This is a genomic window from Nocardia sp. NPDC003999 (genome assembly GCF_053604885.1).
This window is the reverse complement of record NZ_JBSGIB010000022.1, coordinates 39,589-61,643: the sequence shown is the minus strand read 5'-3', so window position 1 is coordinate 61,643 and position 22,055 is coordinate 39,589. Positions and strand designations below refer to the sequence as shown.

22 protein-coding genes are annotated in these 22,055 nt (G+C 68.2%); 9 read left to right on the top strand and 13 right to left on the bottom strand.

Annotated features, from left to right (window positions below):
- Positions 1–49: 49 nt before the first annotated feature.
- Positions 50–895: a helix-turn-helix domain-containing protein gene (locus ACWESM_RS30495; RefSeq protein ID WP_364435442.1), complete on the bottom strand. Its 846-nt coding sequence runs from the start codon at positions 893–895 to the stop codon at positions 50–52.
- 71 nt (positions 896–966) lie between these two features.
- Entirely contained in the window at positions 967–2,562 is a 1,596-nt protein-coding gene (locus ACWESM_RS30490; RefSeq protein WP_452494715.1) for an FAD-dependent monooxygenase, read from the bottom strand.
- 109 nt (positions 2,563–2,671) lie between these two features.
- Here ACWESM_RS30490 and ACWESM_RS30485 point away from each other — a divergent pair, with 109 nt between their 5' ends.
- Positions 2,672–3,157 (top strand): MarR family winged helix-turn-helix transcriptional regulator, encoded by a 486-nt coding sequence (locus tag ACWESM_RS30485; RefSeq protein ID WP_364435448.1) that lies wholly within the window; start codon positions 2,672–2,674, stop codon positions 3,155–3,157.
- Positions 3,158–3,351: 194 nt separating this feature from the next.
- Here the strand turns inward: ACWESM_RS30485 and ACWESM_RS30480 are convergent, their stop codons facing one another.
- Positions 3,352–3,771, bottom strand: a complete 420-nt coding sequence (locus ACWESM_RS30480; RefSeq protein ID WP_364435451.1) for a YrdB family protein — start codon at positions 3,769–3,771, stop codon at positions 3,352–3,354.
- A gap of 88 nt (positions 3,772–3,859) precedes the next feature.
- Here ACWESM_RS30480 and ACWESM_RS30475 point away from each other — a divergent pair, with 88 nt between their 5' ends.
- The gene (locus ACWESM_RS30475; RefSeq protein ID WP_379255893.1) at positions 3,860–4,675 is read left to right on the top strand and encodes a class I SAM-dependent methyltransferase; all 816 of its coding nucleotides are present in this window, start codon (positions 3,860–3,862) and stop codon (positions 4,673–4,675) included.
- A gap of 300 nt (positions 4,676–4,975) precedes the next feature.
- On the top strand, positions 4,976–5,128 hold the full coding sequence (locus ACWESM_RS30470) for a hypothetical protein (RefSeq protein WP_355079345.1): 153 nt from the start codon (positions 4,976–4,978) through the stop codon (positions 5,126–5,128).
- 147 nt (positions 5,129–5,275) lie between these two features.
- Here the strand turns inward: ACWESM_RS30470 and ACWESM_RS30465 are convergent, their stop codons facing one another.
- Positions 5,276–6,382 (bottom strand): class II histone deacetylase, encoded by a 1,107-nt coding sequence (locus ACWESM_RS30465; protein ID WP_452494712.1) that lies wholly within the window; start codon positions 6,380–6,382, stop codon positions 5,276–5,278.
- A gap of 363 nt (positions 6,383–6,745) precedes the next feature.
- On the opposite strand from ACWESM_RS30465, the gene ACWESM_RS30460 reads away from it, so the two are divergent.
- Positions 6,746–7,504 carry a dienelactone hydrolase family protein gene (locus tag ACWESM_RS30460; protein WP_452494710.1) on the top strand — a complete coding sequence of 253 codons (759 nt, stop codon included), beginning with the start codon at positions 6,746–6,748 and terminating at the stop codon, positions 7,502–7,504.
- Between the two features lie 59 nt (positions 7,505–7,563).
- Here ACWESM_RS30460 and ACWESM_RS30455 read toward each other — a convergent pair whose 3' ends face one another.
- On the bottom strand, positions 7,564–7,977 hold the full coding sequence (locus tag ACWESM_RS30455) for a nuclear transport factor 2 family protein (RefSeq protein ID WP_355079339.1): 414 nt from the start codon (positions 7,975–7,977) through the stop codon (positions 7,564–7,566).
- A 276-nt stretch (positions 7,978–8,253) separates the two neighbouring features.
- On the opposite strand from ACWESM_RS30455, the gene ACWESM_RS30450 reads away from it, so the two are divergent.
- Positions 8,254–9,153, top strand: coding sequence for a MurR/RpiR family transcriptional regulator (locus tag ACWESM_RS30450; protein WP_364435466.1), 900 nt, complete (start codon positions 8,254–8,256; stop codon positions 9,151–9,153).
- A gap of 17 nt (positions 9,154–9,170) precedes the next feature.
- Here the strand turns inward: ACWESM_RS30450 and ACWESM_RS30445 are convergent, their stop codons facing one another.
- On the bottom strand, positions 9,171–10,565 hold the full coding sequence (locus ACWESM_RS30445) for an amino acid permease (protein WP_379255888.1): 1,395 nt from the start codon (positions 10,563–10,565) through the stop codon (positions 9,171–9,173).
- Positions 10,566–10,722: 157 nt separating this feature from the next.
- Between ACWESM_RS30445 and ACWESM_RS30440 the strand changes: the two genes are divergently transcribed.
- Genes ACWESM_RS30440 through ACWESM_RS30430 form a run of 3 tightly spaced genes read left to right on the top strand, consistent with a single transcriptional unit; the run spans position 10,723 to position 14,441 of the window.
- A complete protein-coding gene (locus ACWESM_RS30440; RefSeq protein WP_355079333.1) occupies positions 10,723–11,496 on the top strand; it encodes an enoyl-CoA hydratase/isomerase family protein in 774 nt (257 codons plus the stop codon).
- Position 11,497: 1 nt separating this feature from the next.
- Positions 11,498–13,648 (top strand): acetate--CoA ligase family protein, encoded by a 2,151-nt coding sequence (locus ACWESM_RS30435; protein ID WP_452494707.1) that lies wholly within the window; start codon positions 11,498–11,500, stop codon positions 13,646–13,648.
- Positions 13,641–14,441, top strand: a complete 801-nt coding sequence (locus ACWESM_RS30430; protein ID WP_356968431.1) for a crotonase/enoyl-CoA hydratase family protein — start codon at positions 13,641–13,643, stop codon at positions 14,439–14,441. The genes ACWESM_RS30435 and ACWESM_RS30430 overlap by 8 nt, the downstream gene beginning before the upstream one ends.
- A 107-nt stretch (positions 14,442–14,548) precedes the next feature.
- Here ACWESM_RS30430 and ACWESM_RS30425 read toward each other — a convergent pair whose 3' ends face one another.
- From ACWESM_RS30425 to ACWESM_RS30405, 5 genes are all read right to left on the bottom strand, one after another.
- Positions 14,549–15,586 (bottom strand): NAD(P)-dependent alcohol dehydrogenase, encoded by a 1,038-nt coding sequence (locus ACWESM_RS30425; protein ID WP_364435477.1) that lies wholly within the window; start codon positions 15,584–15,586, stop codon positions 14,549–14,551.
- A 155-nt stretch (positions 15,587–15,741) separates the two neighbouring features.
- Positions 15,742–16,422 carry a response regulator gene (locus ACWESM_RS30420; protein ID WP_397276618.1) on the bottom strand — a complete coding sequence of 227 codons (681 nt, stop codon included), beginning with the start codon at positions 16,420–16,422 and terminating at the stop codon, positions 15,742–15,744.
- Positions 16,419–17,378 (bottom strand): sensor histidine kinase, encoded by a 960-nt coding sequence (locus ACWESM_RS30415; RefSeq protein WP_452494705.1) that lies wholly within the window; start codon positions 17,376–17,378, stop codon positions 16,419–16,421. Before ACWESM_RS30415 ends, ACWESM_RS30420 begins: the two co-directional genes overlap by 4 nt.
- Positions 17,379–17,640: 262 nt before the next feature.
- Positions 17,641–18,153: a Dps family protein gene (locus ACWESM_RS30410; RefSeq protein WP_355079322.1), complete on the bottom strand. Its 513-nt coding sequence runs from the start codon at positions 18,151–18,153 to the stop codon at positions 17,641–17,643.
- Positions 18,154–18,396: 243 nt separating this feature from the next.
- Positions 18,397–19,299 (bottom strand): aromatic prenyltransferase, encoded by a 903-nt coding sequence (locus ACWESM_RS30405; RefSeq protein ID WP_452494702.1) that lies wholly within the window; start codon positions 19,297–19,299, stop codon positions 18,397–18,399.
- Positions 19,300–19,824: 525 nt separating this feature from the next.
- Between ACWESM_RS30405 and ACWESM_RS30400 the strand changes: the two genes are divergently transcribed.
- A complete protein-coding gene (locus ACWESM_RS30400; protein WP_355079438.1) occupies positions 19,825–20,130 on the top strand; it encodes a hypothetical protein in 306 nt (101 codons plus the stop codon).
- 33 nt (positions 20,131–20,163) lie between these two features.
- Here ACWESM_RS30400 and ACWESM_RS30395 read toward each other — a convergent pair whose 3' ends face one another.
- Positions 20,164–21,375 carry a Dyp-type peroxidase gene (locus ACWESM_RS30395; protein ID WP_452494700.1) on the bottom strand — a complete coding sequence of 404 codons (1,212 nt, stop codon included), beginning with the start codon at positions 21,373–21,375 and terminating at the stop codon, positions 20,164–20,166.
- On the bottom strand, positions 21,368–21,940 hold the full coding sequence (locus ACWESM_RS30390) for a copper chaperone PCu(A)C (protein WP_364435491.1): 573 nt from the start codon (positions 21,938–21,940) through the stop codon (positions 21,368–21,370). Before ACWESM_RS30390 ends, ACWESM_RS30395 begins: the two co-directional genes overlap by 8 nt.
- Positions 21,941–22,055: the final 115 nt, after the last annotated feature.

The window sequence follows — 22,055 nt, the reverse complement described above, 5'->3', positions numbered from 1 at the left end:
GAGCCCTGCCCCTGGTGCGTGGCGACAGGGTAGCGAGAGCTGAAGCCGTTCACCGGAAGAATGTTCCCCACACTCGGTAGCGGTGTTTCGAGATGGCGGTGAGCGGCTCCGCCGTCAGCGCACCCGGCGTGATCTCCGCGAAGCTCGACACGTCCCGGCAGAGGTGGGACTGGTCGGTGTAGCCGCAGGTCGCCGCGACGTCGGCGGCAGGAAGGCCCGTCAGCAGGCCTTCGACCGCGTGCCGGAACCGGACCAGCATCGCGGCCCGCTTCGGGGTCAGTCCGATCTGGGCTTCGAACCTGGACCACAGCCGTTTGCGGCTCCATCCGCAGGATCCGGCGAGTTCGCCGACCGAGACCTGCCCTCGGCTCGCGACGATGCGTCGCCAACTGGCGACGACTTCCGGGTCCGGGGTCCGGGTCGGGTCGGCGCACTGCCGCAGAAACGAATTCGTCAGCGCGAAACGCTCCTCCCATGTCGCGGCACCGGCGAGCCGCTCACGCAGCAACAGCGCCCCGCGACCCCACAGATCGTCCAAGCCGACGACCGTGCGGCCCAGATCGACCGGATCGATAGTCGACAACGAATAGAACTGCGGCGGCGACAAGCGCGCCTCGATGCATTCGGCCCGCTCGGTGCGCACCCGCATCGTCCCGTGCGGAAACCCGGAGACGAAGCCGCTGAGTGCCTGCCGGCCCGCCGTGCTGTCGACGATCAGTTCGTTCTCCCCGAACTCGATCAGCACCGTGACCGCCGGTAGCGCGGTGACCCGGAGGTCCAACCCGCCGGCCCCATGAGCGCGATACCCGATCATCGCCGTGCCGCCCACCGGCGCGTCACCGGCCGAACGGCGAAAATCCCACCCGGTGTCATGCTCGAGCCCGATCGGTCCCACCCGCTCAGGCTAACCGCCTCGACCCGCGATGGGAGCGGGCCGCTCAGGACGGGTTTGCTCTGTCATCCCCCCTATGCCGATCGCGTCGAGTCCTGGTTCTCCACGCCCGGCCGCACGTCCTCTCCGATGTCGGCCGAGCGGTGCCGCCGTCCCGCGACCGTGGGTTCGTCGCGGAACACGGCTGCGATGTAGCCGTCGGGACGAATGAGTACCGCGGTGTCACCGGTGATCTCGTAGTTGCGGTGGACACTGCCGTCTCCATCGATCAGAGTGTCGGCCCCGGTAGCGGCTGTGTCGGTGGTGATCCGGATCGTTCGCGTCGCTGCGGTGCCGCGGGCTTCGGTCCGGTCGGGAGCGTTGCCCTGGTCGAAGGTGAGCAGGGTCCAATGGGGACCGCGCAGCAGATCGAACACCCGGACTTCGCGACCGGACGAGGCCTCGATACCGACGGCGTCGGGAGCGCGGTCACCGGCGCGAACGCGGCCGGTCCTCGGGCCGGGGCCGGTGAGCGGACTGTCGGGGTAGGCGACGGTGAGCCCGGTGGTGAAATCGTCGGTGAGCCTGCGGACGGCCGACGCTCCGTCGCCGTTGCCCGCGGAGCGCATGAGTGCGTGCATACGGTCGGTGCTGTCGTCGAGGACGGCCCGCGCGACCGCGCGGCGTTCGAGTTCATAAGTGTCCAACAGGCTTTCATCGTCCCCGTCGAGAACGGCGGCGAGTTTCCAGCCGAGGTTGTAGGCGTCCTGGATGCCGGTGTTCATGCCCTGCCCACCGGCGGGGGAGTGGATATGCGCGGCATCCCCGGCGAGGAAGACCCGCCCGACCCGGTAACGGTCGGCCAGGCAGACATTGATCCGGTAGAGCGACAACCAACCGGCATCCTCGATGCGGACCTCTCCCAGTCCGGAATGCTCGGCGAACAGGCGCCGGAACAGGTCGAGCGTCGGCGCGGCAGGATCGGGGTCATCGGCGGGAATGGACGCCTGGAATTGCCAGACATCGGTGCTGGGCAGCGGGAACAGCGAGAGGATCCCGTGCTCGGGGCTCATCCACACGTGCTGGCAGCGATTGTCCAAGCCCTCGATCCGCACATCGCCGAGCCACCAGCGGTGGTCGCCATAGGACACCCCGGCGAGTGTGGCGCCGATCCGCTCCCGGACCACGCTGCGCCCACCGTCGCAACCGACGACGTAGAGGGCGCGCATTCGCCGATCACCGGTGGTCGTGGACACGGTCACCTCCACGGCGTCAGCTGTCTGCGCGACGGCCGTCACCTCGGCTCCCCACTCGACCCGGCCGCCGAGTTCGGCGAGCCGATCGCGCAAGATCTGCTCGAACAGCGGCTGTGACAACCACACCGGCGGGTACGGCACCCCTGGATCGCGTACGCCCAGCGCGGCCTCCACGGCCTCGGAGATCACGCGGTCACGGTCGTAGTGCCGGGTCGGCACATGCACCCGCCCCAGCTCCAACACTCGATCGATCACGCCGAGGTCGTCGGCGACCTCCAAGGCCCGGGGCTGGATCGTCTTGGCGCGCGACGCCGTGCTGGGTCCGGCGGCGCGGTCGACGATGCGGTAACCGACGCCTCGGCGGGCCAGGTCGATCGCGAGGGCCAGACCGGTCGGGCCCGCGCCGACGATCAGGATGTCCGTTGATGTCTGCATTTTCATCTACCTACCTTAGGTATCTATTTTTCGACCGCACGTCGTCGCTGTCGAGGGGTGGGATGCCGAGTACTATATACCTAACTTAGGTATCTGAACAAGGTGGGAAATGAGCGGCGACAACGACGCGCTGAAGGGGCTGCTGCCGCGCATGACGCAGCTGAGCAACACGCTGGGTCGTGGGCAGTTGTTCGAAACAGCCACGGCGGCAGCCGGAATCACCCTGGAGCGGCCCGCGGTCACAATACTCGTGATCCTGGAATCCGCGGGGCGACCGTTGCGGGTAGGGGAGATAGCGGCCCGGATGCAGGTGGCCGGGCCGCACGTCACGCGCCAGCTCAACGGTCTCGAACGGCGCCGCTTGGTGCAGCGTGTCCCGGACCCGGACGACCAACGCGCCCGATTGATTACCCTCACTCCGGCCGGGGAGAAGCTGATCGGCCGTTATCTGCGAGTCATCGACGGATGGTTCGACCAGGCCCTGTCCGGATGGTCGGAGTCCGATCAGCGCGACCTCGTTCGCCTGCTCGGTCGCTTGGTCGACGACCTGTCGACGCACCTGGACACCGTCGTCGAGGATCCTCTCATCGAATAGAGTTGCGGCGCGGCATTACTCACCAGCGGCGGCCGGGATCGGTGAACCATCGTGGACAGCGCGCCCGACTGCGGGCCGCGCGACCGGGAGCACGGAATGGGACGACCGGCTCGCGCTCGGGATTCGAATCGCCGTTCTCCGCGGGGAACTGGTCTTCGGCGGGCTTCTCGGCGTGGAGCTGCGTCGGTGCCGCGTCACCCCTGGTTCCATGCCACGCGCAGCACGCCGTTGACGAGGTAGCAGGCGAACAGGATCGCGGCCGGGGTGAGTGACGCGGCGCCGTACAGCGCCAATGCGCCGGTGCCGAACCAGGCCAATTCGAACAGCATTCGAGCGAAACCGTGTAAAGGGTACGTGGCATTGGTTCCGCCGCCTGCGGCGAACAGTCCCCACAGCACCGCGAGCAGCAGGGGTGCGCCGATGCCCGCCACGATCTTGATCGGCCACTGCGCATTCACGGTGAAACCCCAATATCCGGCGCTCCCCAGCACGCTCAACTCCAACAAGAACATCAGGCCGAGATTGGCCGCTTTGACCGCGCCGAGCACAACTACCTCCAGTGATAACCGCTCTTTCTTGAGAGCAATGCTCTCATTCAGGTGGTGATGCGTCAAGCGGCGACGGTCACCGTCTGGTGTGTGGGTGATCCGGTCCGATCGGTAGGGTGGCGGAATGCAGGTCGGGGAACCGAGTAGAACCGCCATGGCCGTAGCGCGAGCGAGGGCCCACCATCAAATCGCCGACGAGCCGCGGGTGTTCACGGATCCGCTGGCTGTGCGGATCGTCGGCGAAGCAGCCATAGGCGCCAGCGAATTCGAGCGAGGGATCGACCAGGATCTGGCTCGTCGACGGCGCTTGTTCATCGCGGCGCGCAGCCGCTTCGCCGATGACGTGGTGGCGGCCGCGGTGGCCCGGGGGACGAACCAAGTAGTCGTCCTCGGTGCGGGGCTGGACACCAGCGCCTACCGCAATGCCCACGAGAACGTGCGATTCTTCGAGGTCGATCATCCCGACACCCAGCAATGGAAGCGGCGCAGGCTTGCCGAGGCCGAAATCGCCGTCCCGCCATCGCTGACGTTCGCCCCGATCGACTTCGAAGAGTCCACGCTCGCCGCCGGATTGGCCGCGGCCGGTCTGGACCGCAGCAGCGACGCGTTGTTCGTCTGGCTGGGTGTTGTCATGTACCTGACCAGGGCATCGATCGATGACACACTGCGCTACATCGCCGGTCACGGCGCCGCCGCGGAGGTGGTCTTCGACTATCTGTACCCGCCCTCCTCGGCGCCGCATGACGTCGCGGCCGACGACAGGCAGGCACGCGCGGATCGCGTCGCCGCGGTCGGTGAGCCATGGCTCAGCTTCTTCACCGCGGAGGAGATCCGCGATGCGTTGCTGTCCTTCGGCTTCACACGGATCGAAGACCGTACTGCGACAGAGTTGTTGAGCGCGTATGGCGTCGGAGCCGCCGCCCGGCCTGCGAATTCGGTGCCGCACCTGGTCCACGCCGGCACGGTGTGAACCCGGGCGTCCTCGCCTCCTCGGCATAGGTGACTCCGAGCCGAGACCGACCGATGCGCCAGGCGCTGGACCTGGTCCAACCGGTGTCGCCCCTTCAGGTGACACATGTCACGCGTCCGTACCTGTCACGCGGGCGCCGTCACCGGCGTCTTGTGGTCGCTCGGTTGGTCGTGACGGTCGAGATCGTCGCCGTGGCCGTGACCGAAGCCTTTCGGGCACGGGCGATAGGCGCCACTCGGGTGTGCACGGCCTTCCGAACCGATTGTCAGTGCGTGTCGTGCTCGGGAAGGAACAGTTGCCATGCGCATCACGGTGTTCGGAGCCAATGGTCCCACCGGCCGTCTGCTCACCGGCCAGGCGCTCGATGCCGGGCACGAGGTCAGCGTCATCACCACCGTGGACAATCCGACCCTGCTGAAGTGGATTCGTGGCGAAGCGTTCGCCGCGAACTGAACGATGTCTCCAGCGGAGGCGCAGTTGTCGTCGTCACCGGTAGCGATTGTCCAGCGAATCCCGGTGCGGCGGTTCGACGAAACCGCGTCCCGCCGAGCCGTTCTGAATCTGCGCCGGACAGCAGGTGTCGCCATGGGCCGACTGGGGTCAGAGATCGGCGACCAAGGCGGCGGCCGCTTCGATCGCGGCCGCCTCGTGGTCGAGGAGGACGTCGCCGCCTTGCGTTGTGACGATCGGTGTGTACGGGTCGTCCACGAACGGTTCGCCCAGCAGTTCGCGGAGCACCGCCAGCCCGCAGAACGGAACATAGTGCGGGCTGTAGCCGCCTTCTTGCACGAAGGCGATCCGGCCCGCGGAGGTCGCGGCGGCGATGTCCAGCATCCGGCGGGTCAGGTGCCGGAAGCCGCCGCTGGTGACCATCTGCCGAGCCAGCGGATCGAGGATGCTCGCGTCGAAACCGGACGCGACGATGATCAGCTCGGGCGCGAAGGCGTGCAGCGCGGGTTCGACGACTCGGTCGATCGCATGGAGATACGCGGCGTCTCCACTACCCGGCGGGAGCGGCACGTTGATCGCGTAGCCGTGTCCGTCGCCCGTGCCGCGCTCCTCCCGGTAGCCGGAATCCGGTGGGAAACACAGATGCTGGTGGATCGAGATGGTCAGGACCGACGGATCCTCATACCAGATGTCCTGCGTGCCGTTGCCGTGGTGGACGTCCCAGTCGACGACGGCGACGCGTCGCACGCCGAGTACGTCTTTCGCGTAGGCGGCGGCAATGGAGATGTTGTTGAAGACGCAGAAGCCCATGCTGGTAGCGCGGGTAGCGTGGTGCCCAGGCGGATTGACCAGCGCGTAACCATGGTCGACCGTCCCGGCCAGCACATGTTTCACGAGTGCGATCGCACCGCCCGCCGAAAGCGCGGCGATCTCGTATCCGCCCTTGCCGAAGGACGAGACGCCGTCGCCGGCATCCCCGCCCTTCGGCTGCAGACTCTCGGTCTTGATGCGCTCCAGATGTTGCGTGGTGTGCACCCGCAAGATGTCGGCCTCGTCGGCCGGTTCCGCCTTGATCGAGTGCAACTCGTCCAGCAGTCCGGACACCGAGACCAATTCGTGGAAGCGTCGTTTGGTGTCGGGATGCGCGAGGTGATGGCCGATCGGCTGGAGACCGACCGTGACGTCGGACGGGAACAAACTGCCGCTGCCGGTGTCGGCCCACCCGTAGAGGGTGTTCCACACGTATCCGGTTGTCATCGTGCACTCCTCGCGGTCGGCGGACCGCCACGCCGTCCACCTGGGTATCACCCCGCCTCAGCGGGTGCTCGCGCTCATTACAGGCGCAGCAGCGACCTCGCCGCAACCGGACGACTTGCCACCTGTGACGGTGTGCGGCGCGAACCCTCGCCGCTCGAGTCGGGGCTCTCGCGGTCCGGGGCGGGCGCCGCGACGCATCGGATAAGCGGTCGCCGACGATCCCGGCGCAGTTGAGGATGTCGGGCCGGATCCGCCGTCCGGGTGCGGTCCGCTGGGCGTCCTGGCGCAGTGCCCGTGATTCCGGAGAGCCGGTGCGCGATTTCCTCTGGCGCGGTGGAGATCCGAAGCGGTTAGAGTGGCCTCGTGAGATACGAGATCACGGCCGAGCAGATCGAAATCCCCCAGGATGACGCGACACCCATGGCGGCTTATCTCGCCCGGCCGGAGGGGGCGGGCGACTACCCGCTCGTCCTGGTCGGAGCCGAGTTGTGGGGGTTGACCGATGAGGTCCGGGCCGTCGTGCGCGATGTCGCCGCCCTGGGATATGTGGCGATCGCGCCGAATCTGTACCACCGCAGCGGTCCCGAGACCTCTGCCGGGTTCGAGGAGAGCGATGCCAACCGGGCCCGCGCGTTCGAACTGCTGGGCCGATTGACCCGCGACGGTGTCGAGGCGGACCTGCGCGCCGCCGCCGACCATGCCCGCGAGCATGCCGGGGCCGGTGACCGGGTCGGCATGCTGGGCTTCAGCCTCGGTGGCCACGTCACCTATTTCGCGGCGACCCGGCTGCCGCTGCGCGCCGCCGCCATCTACTACCCGGGATGGGTGCCCGACTCGGGTATGGCGTTGAGCGTTCCGGATCCGCTGTCGGCGGCGACGCCTGGTATCACCGCTCGGCTGGCGCTGTTCTTCGGCGGGCAGGATCACATCATCGATGCCGATCAGCGGGAGCGGATCGGTGCGGCGTTGTCGGCGGCGGGTGTCCGGCACGACGTGGTGGTGTATCCCGAGGCTCGGCACGCCTTCTTCTTCCCCGGCCGTGAGGTGTATGACAAGCAAGCCGCCGAGGATTCCTGGCAGCGGGTGCGCGAGCTCTTCGCCGCCGAGCTGACCGCGTCCTGATCCGGTTACGCGGTAACGATCCGGAGCCCGCCGGGCCGAGCCGGCGGGGTGGGGAGAGATCACTCCTCGTGCATCCAGGCAAGTGTGGTCCGCGACTCCCTGAGTCGCCAGCCCGCCTGCGTCCGTACGACGGTGCAGGCCATGCGCAGGCCGCTCGTTCGATGGGGTGCTCGGCCTTCACGGAAGAAGTACACGAGCGAGTTCGCCGAGGCGGCAGCCTGGTCGCCGTGGACGTCCACCAACAGGTCGGTGGTCACGTGCTGGGTGTGCTCCTCCGCGACCTCGGCTTGTCGCATGAGGCCGACCAGGTTGTCGATGCCCTGGAGGTCGCCGTTGCGGGGCGAGTGGATCGCCACATCGTCGGCGAAGACGGTGGCCGCGTCCTCCCATCGCTTCTCGTCGAGCAGGCGCGCCAGGCGCGCGAACAGATCGGCGATCTCGATCCGATCGGCGATCAGGGTATTCGTGGACATGAGAGCCCCTTTCGTTGGCGCCACTAACATTGGCGGTGCCAACTATACCTACCTTTGATTGGCATCACCAATGAAGTCGTGTTCGTGGTGTGCATCAGACGGCGAACGCGACAATGCCGCGAAACCGGTGCGAGCCGGGCGGTGGGGACGGGATGTGCGCTCCAGCGGGACCGATTTCCTGCGCCCCGGATCGGGGGCCGACCCCGGGGGGCCGCTCGGCTCGGTCGGATAGATTGGGAAAGAATCCGTGGTGGTCGAAGTGGTGGAGGAGGCGCGGTGGGCGCGAGTGCGGAGTCGGCGACGGGTCCGGCGACATTCGACGATCTGGTCACCGAGATCCGCGCCAGATGGGATTCGTTGTCGGCCTCGCACAAGAAGCTGGCCGAGCGCGTGCTGTCCGACCCGGAGGCGGTGGCGTTCATGACCGTGTCCGATCTGGCGAGCGCGGTCGGCGTCAACGAGGCGACGGTGGTGCGGTTCGCGAATGGCCTCGGGCTGAAGGGATATCCCGGCTTGGCCCGCCTGTGTCAGGAGCGGCTGCAGGAGCGGGCGCAGTTGCTGCGCCGTTTCGAGAATCTCGAACACTTGGTGGCGCAGGGTGCGGGCCTGCGGGAGAGCCAGGTGGTGTTGGACCAGGCGAACATCGCGCGTTCCTTCGCGGGCATCGCGGACACCACTTGGGACGCGGTGGCCGCCCAGCTGGCGCGCGCGCCCCGCGTCCACGTGATGGGCCTGCGCAAGTGCCACGCGCCTGCTTATCTGCTGGGCTACCTGCTCGGTCTGTTGCGTGAGGACGTGGCGACCGTGACGGGGACCAGGGGGTCGCTGACCGACGAACTGCGCCGTGTTCGCGCGGGGGATTGCTTCGTGGCGATATCGATCCATCGCTACAGCTCCGACACGGTCCGTGCGGCGCGGTGGGCCCGCCAGCGTGGCGCCCACGTCGTGGCCCTGACCGACACCCCGGCCTCGCCGCTGGCGGCGGCGGCGCACGAGACCTTCTACGTCGAGGCGTCGAGCGCGAGCGTGCTGCGCTCGATCACCGCCTTCACGTCGATCGTCCAGGCGTTGTCCGGCGCGGTGGCGCACCTCCTCGGCCGTGAGGTCCGCGAGACCTTGTTGGAGGAGGAGAGACTGCTGGGCGAATTCGGCGTATACGCCGCCGACGGCGTCTGATCCTGCTCTGCCGGTGGCTATTTCACCGGCGTCATCGCCGCGACCCGGTCGGCGCGACGTTGGTGCAGCAGGCCCGCGGCGACGGCCAGGGTCGTGACCACCAGGGTGAGCGCCAGCGGCGTTCGGGTATCGGAACCGAACACCATCCCCACCACGATGCCCAGCAGAGTGACCAAGACCAGGTACGGCAGATAGGGAGCCCCCCACATCCGTACGGCCGGCGCGGCGGATTCCACGGCGGCGCGGTTGCGTCGGCCGGCGATGTACGTGGCGCAGATGCACAGGTAGACCACCACCGCGACGGCGCCGGACGAGCTGAGCAGGAAGCTGAAAACCGCTCCGGTGGGCAGGAAGTAGTTCGCGGCCACGGCCAGGAATCCGGCGCTCGCGGCGGCGAGAACCCCGGCCGTCGGCACACCGGAGCGGGTGACGCGGCCCAGCGGTCGCGGCCCCTCTCCGCGTTGGGCCAGCGCGAACAGCATGCGCGACGCGGAGTAGAGCCCCGAGTTCAGGCACGACAGCACCGCGGTGAGCACGATCAGGTTCATGATGGTCCTGGCGCCAGGAATCCCCAGCAGATTCAGGACCGCGGTGTACGGACTTTCGGTGATCTCGGCGCTGTCCCACGGCAACAAGGTCACGACGACCAGGATCGAGCCCACGTAGAAGACGAGGATGCGCCCGGCGACGCTGCGCATGCTCGCTCGCACGGCGTTGACCGGATCGTCGGCCTCACCGGCGGCGATGGTGACCAATTCGGTGCCGAAGTAGGAGAAGAAGACCGTCAGCGACGCGGCCAGCAGGGGAGTGAATCCGTTGGGCAGCAACCCGCCTCGTCCCAGCAGGTTCGTCGTGCCCGGTGCCGTGTAGTGGGCGAACGCGCCGCAGATCGCCGCGATGCCGACGCCGATGAAGACGACGATCGCGGCGACCTTGATCAAGGCGAACCAGAACTCGAAACGCGCGAACGAGCTCACCGCGGCCAAGTTCACTCCGGTCAGGGCGCTCAGGAAGAGCAGGGCGAACGCCCAGGCGGGCACCGCGGGCGCCAGCTGGTTGGCGATCGCGCCACCGGCGACGGCCTCGAAAGCGACCGTCACCGACCAGTGGTAGCTGTACACCCAGCCGACCGACAGTCCGGCCCATGGCCCGAGTTCGCGTGAGGCGTAACTCGAGAACGAACCGGTCTCCGGGCGCGCCGTGGCCAGTTCGGCCAGCATGCGCATCACCAGGATCACGACCAGGCCGGTGAGCAGATAGGCCAGGACGATGCCGGGTCCGGCGGCCGCGATCGCGGTGCCGCTGCCGACGAACAACCCGGCGCCGATGACGCCGCCGATCCCGATCATCGTGAGCTGACGAGTGGTGATGGTGTGCTGGAGATTTCGCGTAGGGGGAATTGAGGTGGGCACGATGCCTCCCAAGGACCGTGGGCTGTGACCCGGGTAACTGATGGTCGGTCATGCAACACCCGCGTCCCCGTGGGTGCAAATCGATTTGCATTCAGAGATGGGAATGCAACTGTTATGGCATAGTGTGACGTCGACCCGAGCAGGAGGAGATGAGCGAATGTCCATGGTGCTGGTGAGCAGGTCCGGTCCGACAGCGACGCTGACGTTGAACCGTCCGGAACGGCTCAACGCGGTCAGCGAAGAGCTCTACGAAGCGTTGATCGGCCATCTGGTGGTCGCCGATTCAGATCCGGCGGTGCGCTGCGTGGTGCTGCACGGTGCGGGCCGCGCGTTCTGTGCCGGCGCCGACCTGAAGGCGCACCACGCCGGCTCCCGCACGCCCACCGAGCAAGCGCACTACCTCGATCTCGCCCAGCGGGCGTGCGAGCAGATCCAGCGAATGGACACGCCGGTCGTCGCCGCCGTCGGCGGATACGCGCTGGGCGCAGGCGCCGAAATGGCGGTGAGCGCGGACTTCCTCGTGATGGCCGAGGACGCGCAGCTCGGTTTCCCCGAGGTGAGCATCGGGACGTTCGTCGGCGGCGGAGTCACCCATCGGTTACCGCGTTTGGTCGGTCTGCGCCGCGCCACCGATCTGCTCGTCCTCGGCGAGCGCTGCACCGGCACACAAGCATTCGAGTGGGGATTGGCCTACGCGTCGGTGCCCGGTGACGTCCTTCTCGATACTGCGCGCGGACTCGCCGACGCATTGGCGGGGAAAGCGCCGTTGTCGCTGGCGCGGATGAAGGCCGCGCTGCGCCGTGACGATCCCCTGGAAGTCGCGCTCGCCGGTGAGCCGCGCCAGATCCTGGAGTTGATGGCGACCAGGGACTGGGCCGAGGGCGTCGCGGCGTTCGCCGAACGCCGCACCCCTGTGTTCGAAGGGAAGTGACGTGCCCACACTCGACGCCTCGGTCCGCACCGCGCTCGAACGTCTCTTGGATCCACGCTCCGTCGTGGTGGTCGGTGCGTCTTCCGACCCGGCGAAGCGTGGTCACCAGGCCATTCGCGCTCTGCGAGAGGCCGGTTACGAAAACCCCGTCTATCCGGTCAATCCCAATGCCGGGCAAATACTCGGCCTGGATGTCTGCGCATCGCTCGATCAGGTTCCTCCCGGCGCCGATGTCGCGCTGATCGCCCTGCCCGCCGCAGCCGTGCCCGGCGCGTTGCGTGAATGCGCGACCGCGGGCATCGCCGGAGCAGTGGTGCTCGCCAACGGTTTCGGTGAGATCGGCGTGGACGGCGCCGATCTCGCCGCCGAGCTGGCAGCCGCGATCGACGAGACCGGCATTCGCGTCATCGGTCCCAACACCTCCGGCCTGCTCAACCTCACTTCGGGTGCGAATCTGGTGGGGCTGCAGGGTGTTCCGCGCGGACCGATCAGCGTCATCACGCAGAGCGGGAACATGCTGTTGTCGCTGGTGAACGACAACAACGTCCTCAGAGGTCCCGGCTTTCACGCGTACGTGGGGTTGGGCAACCAAGCCGACGTCCGTTACGACGAATGCCTGGTCGAACTCGCCCGTCATCCGGAAACCGGTGTCGTGGCGATCCATTCCGAGGGATTCGCCAACGGGCGGTCGTTCCTGGTGGCGGCCGCTCGGACCGTGCCGGACACGCCCGTCGTGCTGCTGCGCGGCGGCCGCTCGGAGGAGGGCCGGCGCGCCGCGGCCTCGCATACCGGCTCGATAGCGGGCTCGGACGCGGTGGCGACCGCCGTCCTGCGCCAAGCCGGGGTGGAACTGGTCGATCGCTCCGACGAACTCGCGGTCGTCGCGGGAGCCCTCGCCGTGTGTGCTCCGATCACCCCGGGGCGCACGGTCGCGATTCTCAGCGACGGCGGTGGACACGCCGCGCTGGCGGCGGACGGCCTGGCCGCGTACGGGATCGAATCCGCGCGGCTCGCGGAGCACACCCGGCAACAATTGCGGAAAGTGCTCGGCGCCGCGGCCGCGGTCTCGGGCCCCGTCGATGTGGCCGGCGCCACCGATACCGACCCGATGGTCTTCGCCGAAGCCGCCGAGATCCTCATGCGCGATCCCGCGGTGGGCCTCGTGCTGATCATCGGGCTGTTCGGTGGCTACCACCTGCGTTTCGACGCGGGATTGCGCGACAGCGAAGACGCGACGGCGGGCGTCCTGCTCGCGCTTTCGGCCGAATACAACGTGCCCTTGGTGATCCAGAGCTGCTACGCCGGTCTCGATATCGCCAATCACGACCGGCTGCGCGCCGGCGGCGTACCGGTGCTCGGCTCGATCGAGCACGCCGTGCGAGCGGCGGCGGCTCTGTACCGGCGCGGCCGCCTGATCGCCGAACGCGCCCGGCGCTCCCCGCTGACACTGCCGCCGCCCGCCCCGCCCATCCCGGGTTCGGGGATCCTCGACGAGCCGACCGCGCGGCGGGTGCTGGCCGACGGGGGAGTGGAGGTCGGCATGTGGACCTTCGCGCGCGACGTGGATGCGGTGGCTCCGGCAGTCGCCGCGTACCGGCGACCGTGTGCACTGAAAGTCGTCTCAGCACAGGTGATCCACAAGTCGGACGTCGGTGGCGTCCGGCTGGGAGTGGTGGCCTCCACCGCGACCGAGAACGCCGACTCCATTGTCGACGCGGTGACCGCGAAGGTGCCCGACGCCAGGATCGACGGAATGATCGTGACCCCCATGGCCGACGCTGGTGTGGAGTTGCTCGTCGGCGCGACCCGGGATCCGATCTTCGGGCCGGTGCTGGCTTTCGGCTCCGGTGGGGTGCTGGTCGAGGCGGTCCGGGATGTCGCGTTCCGAGCCGTCCCCCTCACCGAATCGGAAGCTCACGAGATGATCGAGGAGACCATCGCCTCCCGCATGCTCGACGGCTACCGGCACCTGCCCGCGGTCGATCGTGACGGGCTCGCGCGATTCCTCGTGCGCATCGGGGATTTCGTCGCCGCGCACCCGGAGATAGCCGAACTCGATCTCAATCCGGTGATCGCGTCCGGGCACGACCTCACGCCGGTGGATGTGCGAATCGTCCTGTCCGAGTCGGCGTCCGGAGGTCGCGATGAGTGACCCGATCCTGATCGACCGGACCGGCGATGTGGTCGTCTGGACCCTGAACAACCCGCGAGCCCGCAACCCGATCTCCGAAGCGGACACCATAAGCGCCCTCGAGGACGCGGTGGCGGCGGCCAACCGGGACCACAGCCTCCGGGCGGCCATCCTCACCGGTGCCGGCTCGGCGTTCTCCTCCGGCGGCAACGTCAAGCACATGCGCGACCGCGCCGGAATGTTCGGCGGCACACCGGCGCGGCTACGTCAGGAATACCGTCACGGGATTCAGCGGATCCCGAGAGCGCTGTATCACTGCGAGATACCCACCATCGCCGCCGTCAACGGCCCGGCGATCGGCGCGGGTTGCGACCTGGCCTTGCTGTGCGACCTGCGGATCGCCGTTGCCACCGCCGTGTTCGCCGAGAGCTTCGTGAAGATCGGCCTGGTCCCCGGCGACGGCGGAGCCTGGCTGCTGCCCAGGGCGATCGGCATGGCCAGGGCCTGTGAAATGGCGTTCACCGGTGAGCCGATCGACGCGCACACCGCACTCGACTGGGGGTTGGTCTCGGAGGTGGTGGAGCCCGGCGCACTCTTGGACGCGGCCCACCGGCTCGCTGCCCGCGTGTGCGCCAATCCGCCGCATGTGCTGCGAATGACCAAGCGGCTGCTGCGCGAAGGAACACACCAGACCTTGGAAAGCCTGCTCGAGCTGTCGGCGGCCATGCAGGCCGCCGCGCATCACACCGAGGACCATCGCGAGGCCGTCGCGGCCGTGCTGGAGCGCAGACCACCCGAGTTCACGGGTGGCTGAGCAACTTCCCCGGTGGCGCACAAGCCACTCCGCCGCCAGCGCGGTTCGACCAACCAGGCCTCTCCGATACAGGTGCGGCGAAGGCTGGACCGCGGTCGCCGGGCAAGCTAATCGGTGATGACGATCTTGCCTCTGGCGTGGTGTCCGAGCATGTGGGCGACCGCGTGCGCGGCTTCGCCGAGGGGATAGGCCCGCTCGATGATCACCTTGACGTCGCCGGACACCAAGAGCGCGGCGAGATCGTTCAAATCGTCCTGGCCGGGGAGGCAGGTGACGGTGCGGACGTCGGTCGACCCCCAACCCATCATCTTCGCTCGGGCGATCCTCGGCAGGCTCCCGAAAAGTCCTCTGGCGCTGCCGATGCTGTTGGGGATGAATATTCCGGTGGGTGTCAGCAGATCGGCTGTCGCGGAGGGCGGATGGTTCAACACGTTGTCGAGGATCACGTCGTAGCGTTGTGTGCCACGGGTGTAGTCCTCCCGGGTGTAGTCGATGATGTGGTCGGCGCCCAACGACTGCACGAACTCGACGTTGCGGGTACTGCACACGCCGGTGACCTGAGCGCCGAGCGTCTTGGCGATCTGCACCGCGAGCGTTCCGACACCGCCCGACGCGCCGTTGATCAGGACCCGTTTCCCCGGCCCGGCCCGGCCCACGTCGCGCATGGCCAGCAGCGCTGTGATGCCCGACATGACCGATGCCGCGGCCTCCGCGAACGACAGTTCGGCGGGTTTGCCGATCAGCTGGGACGCCGGTACCACCGTGAATTCGGCGAACGTGCCTGCCAGCGATTTCGCGCTGTTGCCCCACAGCGAACCGAATACCTCGTCGCCGGGGCGGAAGCCGGTCACGTTCTTTCCGACGGTCTCCACGGTTCCCGCGATGTCACTTCCGCGCACCGGTGTCGCAGGCCGGCGGAGTCCGAACCCCAGTCGCAGGAGGTACGGCACACCGGTCACCGCGAGCCAGTCCGGGGTATTCACGCTGGTGGCGCGCATGCGGACCAGGACCTCGTCGTCGGAAGGAGTGGGACGGGCGATGTCGTCGGGTGCGAGTACCTGTTCCGGTGCACCGTAACCGCGTTGGACGATCGCCTTCATCGTGGCGTCGCGTTCGGGCGTGGTCGCGTTCGTCGATGCCGACATGGTTTTCTCCCTCGGATGGTCACGCCGGGCCGCGAGCGGCGTCGGTTGTGCGTCCATCCTGGCGAACCGGCCGACGGACCACATCGGACGAGCGGTTCGATCCGAGTCGGCCGATAGGACGGGGCCCGGGGATACTTTCGGCCGAGGTGCTCCGGTCAGCGCCCGACGCGGTCGGTCTCGTACGCCCAGATGACGAGTTCCACCCGGTTGCGCGCCCCGAGTTTGGCCATGAGGCTCGCGATGTGGGTCTTGACCGTGCTGAGGCTGATGTGCAGCTCCGCGGCTATCTCGTTGTTGGTTCGCCCCCGGGCCACAGTGGCCAGTACGTGCTCCTCGCGGTCGGTGAGTTCCATGGCGGGCCGGGCAGGCGCTGCGGCGCGTCCGGTGCCTGCGAAGGCGGTGAGCAGACGCGCGGTGATACTCGGGGCGATGAGCGCGTCGCCGCGAGCGGCGGCATGGACGGCCTGCGCGAGCATCGCGGGTCCGGCCTCTTTCAACAAGAAACCGCGTGCGCCGGCACGCAGCGCCGCGTAAACGTACTCGTCGAGGTCGAAGGTGGTGATGACGACCACGGCGAGAGGGTCGTCGACGGCAGGCCCGGCGAGCAGGCGGGTGGCCTCGATGCCGTCGACGCCCGGCATGCGGATATCGAACAAGCACACATCTGGGCGCAGATCGCGAGCGAGCCGGACGGCCTGGGCCCCGTCCGCGGCCGCGCCGACGACTTCGATACCCGGTTGGGCGTCGAGGATCATCACCAGCCCGGTGCGGACGATCTCCTGGTCGTCGGCGACGACCACCCGCAGATCCGGCGTCATCGGCTCGCCTGCGGTCATGTCGCCGCACCCTGCCGGGGCAGCACCGCCGTCACGGTCCACCCGCGGTCGGAGTTCGGGCCCGCCGCGCAGGTGCCGCCGAGCAGGTCGGCGCGCTCGGCCATGCCGACCAGCCCGTAACCTGGAGATCCGGCCGGGCGTGCGGGACCGCCGTCGCCGTCGTCACGGACGAGCAGCCGGACGGCTGTGTCGTCGCTGGTTACACGCACTTCGATGCGGGTGGCGTGCCGGGCGTGACGCACCGCGTTGGTGATCGACTCCTGGGCCAAGCGGTAGATCGCGGTGCCGACCGTCGCGGGCAGATCGGTGACATCACCACTGATCTCCACCTCCACGGAAGGACCGTTGCCGGTGGAACCGGCGAGCTGTTCCAGATCGGTGATGCCGGGATTGGGCGAGCGGTCCCCATCATCGATCGGCTGGTCTCGCCGGAGCACACGCACGATGGCGCGCATCTCGGCGAGCGTGCGCGCGGCTTCGGCCTCGATCAGCCGCAGCGCGTCGACGGCGGCGCCGGGCGTGGACTCCGCGATCGCCAGACCGGCTTGGGCGCGAACCGCCATGGCCGACACATGATGCGCGACGGTGTCGTGCAGATCGCGGGCCAGTCGTTCACGTTCGACCAGCTTGACCTGATCGAGTTCCCGAGCCTTCGCCCGTGCCCGGTACCGGAATGCCAAGCCCAGCGCGACGGCCGCGAACAGCACGATGAACGCTCCGGCCGCATCGGCGGCGGGGAGGCCGCCGGTCAGCATCGCGATGCCCGCACTGGGGAAGACGATCGCCGATCCGATCACGATGTCGCGCCCGGACCCCCACCGGTACAACGCGTACGGCAGCAGCAGCGTCGCCCCCATGGCGGCGATGTCCGACTGATCGCCACCCAGCAGCACCGTCGCCGAGGTCGAGCCGACGAAGGCGATGCGACCATCGCCAGTGGTCGGCTCCGGCGCCACAACAGCGTGGGCATGATCGCGACCGCGACCGCGATCCACACGAACCGGTGCGAGATGTCTTGTCGAAGCGAACCTTCGAGAACCGCGAGCGCGATGAACGTTCCCACGAGCGCCCGATCCCGCCATGACCGAGGTGGAGCGTCGGGGGCGTGCGGCTCGTGCCACACCGAGCGGATCAGGTCGTGCACGCCTCAATGATCGCGCTCGGACCCCTGGAAGGGAACGGCGGGTGCTTCCATTCGGCGTATGGCGCTCGTGCCGTTTAGACCTTACGGTTCTCCGACTTGATCATCCACGCCAGTTTCTCCAGCGACGCGGTGATCTGGTGCAGCAGATCGCTGGTGCTTGGATCCTCGGCGTCCACCGCGTCGTGCACGTCACGGATGGTGTCGATCGCCGCGTAGGTGCGGGTCGTGATCAAGTCGACGACGTCGGCGGAGTTCACCTCTTGGGCGGGGAACGGCGGGAGGCTCGTCGTCGCGGCGACGGTGTCGGAGCGTCCGTCGGGGACCACGTCGAGGGCTCGCATCCGCTCGGCGATGGTGTCGCTGCCCTCCCGCGCCGCATCGACGAGCTCATCGAGTTGCAGGTGGAGATCGCGGAAGTTGGCGCCGACGACGTTCCAGTGGGCCTGCTTGCCTTGCAAGTGCAGTTCGACGAGATCGACGAGAACGCGCTGCAGATCCGCGGCCAAGCGGGGTGAACCGGTGAAATTGCGGACCTCGTCGGCGAGACGGCGATTGGTTCGGTGCTGAGTCTTGTGTGCGGTAGTCATGGTTGCACTCCTCTCGTGGTCTTCACGGAGAACAACTCCGACTTTATTGGAATCATTCCAGATTGTACTGTCGCGTGGATCACCCCGCCTCGGCGTGCGCACGGCTCGAGGTCACGGCACGAACGTGTGCGCCCGGTCGACGGCGCCATCGTCTGCGCGCACTCGATGCAGGTGCTCGCCGCCGCCGAACGTCCGCCGCACCCCGAGGCCATCTCCGTCAGCGGCGGCCACTACGAGCCGCGCCTATTTCGCTCGCGGCGCGGCGCCGCCGCCGGGGATGACGGCACGATGGACGGTCGTGTATTCGGCTTGCACTTTGTAATACCGCGAGTGCGGGCCGTAGGCGGCGTAGAGGGTGAAGCCGCGTGGCCCTTCGAAGGCGCGCGGCGCCCCGTCGACGAAACGGGCCAGCACCGGATCGAGGTCGCGCGGAAAATTCGATTCCTGATAACGCTGCGGGAAGCAGATGCGTCGCATGCGCGGCGAGGTCCAAGAGAAGGTGCGGTAGACGTTGAATGTGCCGTCGAACAGCGTCCGTTCTTCGTCGGTGGCAACGACGAAATCCAGGTCGGTCAGGATCGCGGCGATGTCGTCGGAAGTGATCGCACCGGGCGGCAGCACCTGGGAGTACAAGTTCATGGTGCGACTGGCGAAATCGAGCGCCAGAATGCCGACCTTGCCGCCGTAGCGGGTCAAGTGCTCGGCGTGCGAGCGCGCCGCGTCCGGAATCCCCGGGAACGCGAGCATCCGCTCGACCTCGAGGACATCGGCGAAGAACAGCCAGACCTTCTGCACACCACCGGTGAGGGACAGGTCAACGGCCGATCCCGCCGGGACCTCGGCACAGACCTCCGCCAGCAATCGCTCCATGGGATGTCCGATGAAGGTGATCAGTCCGGCACCGCGCAGCGTCTCGACCAGTTCTGCCGGTGGGCCCGAGTGCTGCACCCTGGCGTTGACCTCGCGCTCGGGCACCGGATGGGTCGTGGTGCGCACACCGACCACCGAGCCGGTCCACAGATCGGCGAGAGCGTCCAGCGCCGGATCCACCACCGCGGGGTCGTAACGCGCTTCGGCCAAGCGCGCGAATTCGCGCAGATCCCGGCGCAGCCGGTCGAGCGTGACAGCGGCCGATGTGCTGCTCATACGTCAACCTCGAATACTCCCACCGTGGGGTGAGAAGCCAAGTCCACCAACAGATCGACTCGTCACGATAGTCGCGCGGCCGGTCGTGTCGCTACACGGACGCCGACGTTTCTCCGCGGGCTGGTCGGCGTCGTAGCCGGCCCGGCAGTTCGTTGCGGTAGGGTCGCGGCGGCGGGTCCGCCCGCGGCGACTGCGGCCGCTATTGTGGTGACAGTCTTGGTGGTTCGCCACCGTGTGCGACCGCGTCGGATTTCGACCATGTGGTTCGTCCTTCGAGCAGGTGTGATGCAAGTCGTGTGGTCCACTGTCGGGTCGTGCGGCATCCCCGCCACATCCGTCAGGTGACGCTGTACGCGACGTAGTTCGGTGACCGAGCTCTTCGAATGCGCCGCACCGGTGCGGGCGAGTTCGTCCCATCGGGCAGCGAAATCGCGAAGTGCACTCGCGCCCGAACCATGGCAAGTTTGCTGCGTGAACGTGTCAGAGTTGATCTACAACGTCGTAGTCGTCGCTCACCTGCTCGGCATGGCGGCGGTAGTGGGTGGTTATGTGGCGGGGCGGCCTCGGGTCTCGGAGGTAATGGTCTGGGGTGCGCGGTTGCAGGTGGTCACCGGATTGATCTTGGTGGGCATGGCCGAGTCGATCGATTCGCTCGGCAAGGACCCGAACATGGTGAAGATCGGCGTGAAGCTGGTCGTCGCGGTGGCGGTGGCGGCGTTCGCGGAGATCGGGCACGCGGACGAGAAGCGAGGCAAGCCGGTGCCGTGGCTGACCGATGCCGCGGGCGTGCTGGCGATCGTGAACGTCTTGGTGGCCGTGTTGTGGACCTGAGGTGTCCGGCGCCGCATGGGCGCCGAACACTTCTCACGCCTCGAACAGCGGTTGCCCGAGATAGCCGCCCGGTGACGCGACCCCGGGCGGGATCGCGAACACCGCGGAACCGATGGGTGTGGTCCACACATTGAGCGCGTCGAATTCCGCGAGCCGACGCTGGACCGGAAGGAACTGGGTGTCCACGTCCCGCTGATAGGCGGCGAACAGCAGACCCGAGTTGGAGGTCCCGCCCGGCGTGGGGGCGTCGTCGTAGTTGTAGCCGCGCCGCAGGAAACGCTCGCCGTCGTGGGTGTGATGGGCGCGAGCGATGTGCGATGACGGTGGGATGACCGGTATCCCGTTCGCGTCGACGGCCGCGAAGTCCGGCTCGTCGAACTCGCCGGTTCCGGTCAGCGGCGCGCCGTCGGCGATGGTGCGGCCGACGGTGAGTTCCCTTTCCTCTCGGTCGATCCGGTCCCAGGTGTCCAGCGTCATCGCGATCCGCCGCAGTACGCACGAGGTTCCGCCGCGCAGCCAGGGCTGCGTGGCCCCGTCGTCCCACACCAGACGGGCGAACTCCGGTGTGCGGGGCGCCAGGTTCACCGTGCCGTCGACCTGGCCCATCAGGTTGCGCGGTGTCCGGCCTGGTGCGGCATCGCGAAATCCGCGTTGCACCCAGCGCACGGTGACCAGCGAGGTCACGCTCCGGCACAGCACACGCACCGCGTGTGACACCGTGGTCGCCTCCTCGGCGCATATCTGCAGGAGCAGATCGCCTCCGGTCCAGGCGGATTCGAGCCGGTCGATGGCGAAAGGGGGCAACGGCCGCAGCCACGACGGCCTGCGATGCTCGAGCCCGGCCGCCGTGAACACCGCGGGCCCGAAACCCACCGTGACGGTGAGCCGCGCCGGGCGCAGCGCGAGTTCGGCTTCGGTGTCCGCGAGCGCGGGCCGCCCCTCGGTCAGCCGAGCGGCGTCCCCGGTCCATATCTTCAGCAGTCCGACGAGGTCCTCGCGCCGAACACCCGGTCGCAGATCGAAGGCGACGAATGCCGCGTGCGACTGCGGGAGGGTGTCGATCCCGGCTTGGTGCGGGCCGTAGAACGGCACCGTCGCTTCCCGGGCCGGGGGACCGGGTTCCCGCCGTCCGAAACGCGCGGCCGCGCCGAGCCCGGCACCGGCGACGCCGACCGCGGCGGCTCCGCCGCCCAGTAGACGCCGCCGGTTGATCCGTGCGGGACGCGGTTCGTTGCGGTCAGCCACCGTGCGCGGGGGTCTGCGCGCCTGCATGTGCCTCGCCGCCCGTGTGATCGGGCACGTAATTCTCCTGGTTGCCCGCGAAGTCGCGCACCTGAGCGGTGAAGGTGGTGGTCGAGCCATCGTCGAAGGTCAGCGTGACCGACGTCTCCGACCCCGTGCGCAGCGGCCCGTGCAGGTCCATGAACATGATGTGGTCGCCGCCGGGCCGCAGCTGGGTGCGGCCGTGCGCCGGAACGACGAAGCCGCCGGGCTTGGGCCGCATCGCCTTGGTGCCGTTCGCGTCGGTGACCACCTCGTGCAACTCGATCCGGCCGGAGGCGGGACTGGCGGCCGAGACGATGGTGCGCGGGGTGTCGCCGCTGTTGGTCAGGTCGCCGAACGCGGCCGACATCCCGCTGTCGGCGGCCTTGACCCACTGGTCGGAGATGGTCACCGCATCGGCGGATGCGACGGTGCCGGTCTTGTCGGCCGACGAACACGCGGTCAGCAGAAGGGGCACCGCCGCGGCGGCGAGCGCGCCACGCAAGAAACGAGCGGTGCGCGGTGCGACGAAAAGGTTGACGGTCATGAGAACTCCGCAAGTCGTGAGATTCGGTGTGGTGCGCGCTGACGAAGGCCTCGGGAGTTCCGGGCATCGACCGATCCGTCGGCGGGCCCGGGTCACTCGGTGCTGTCGGTGGACA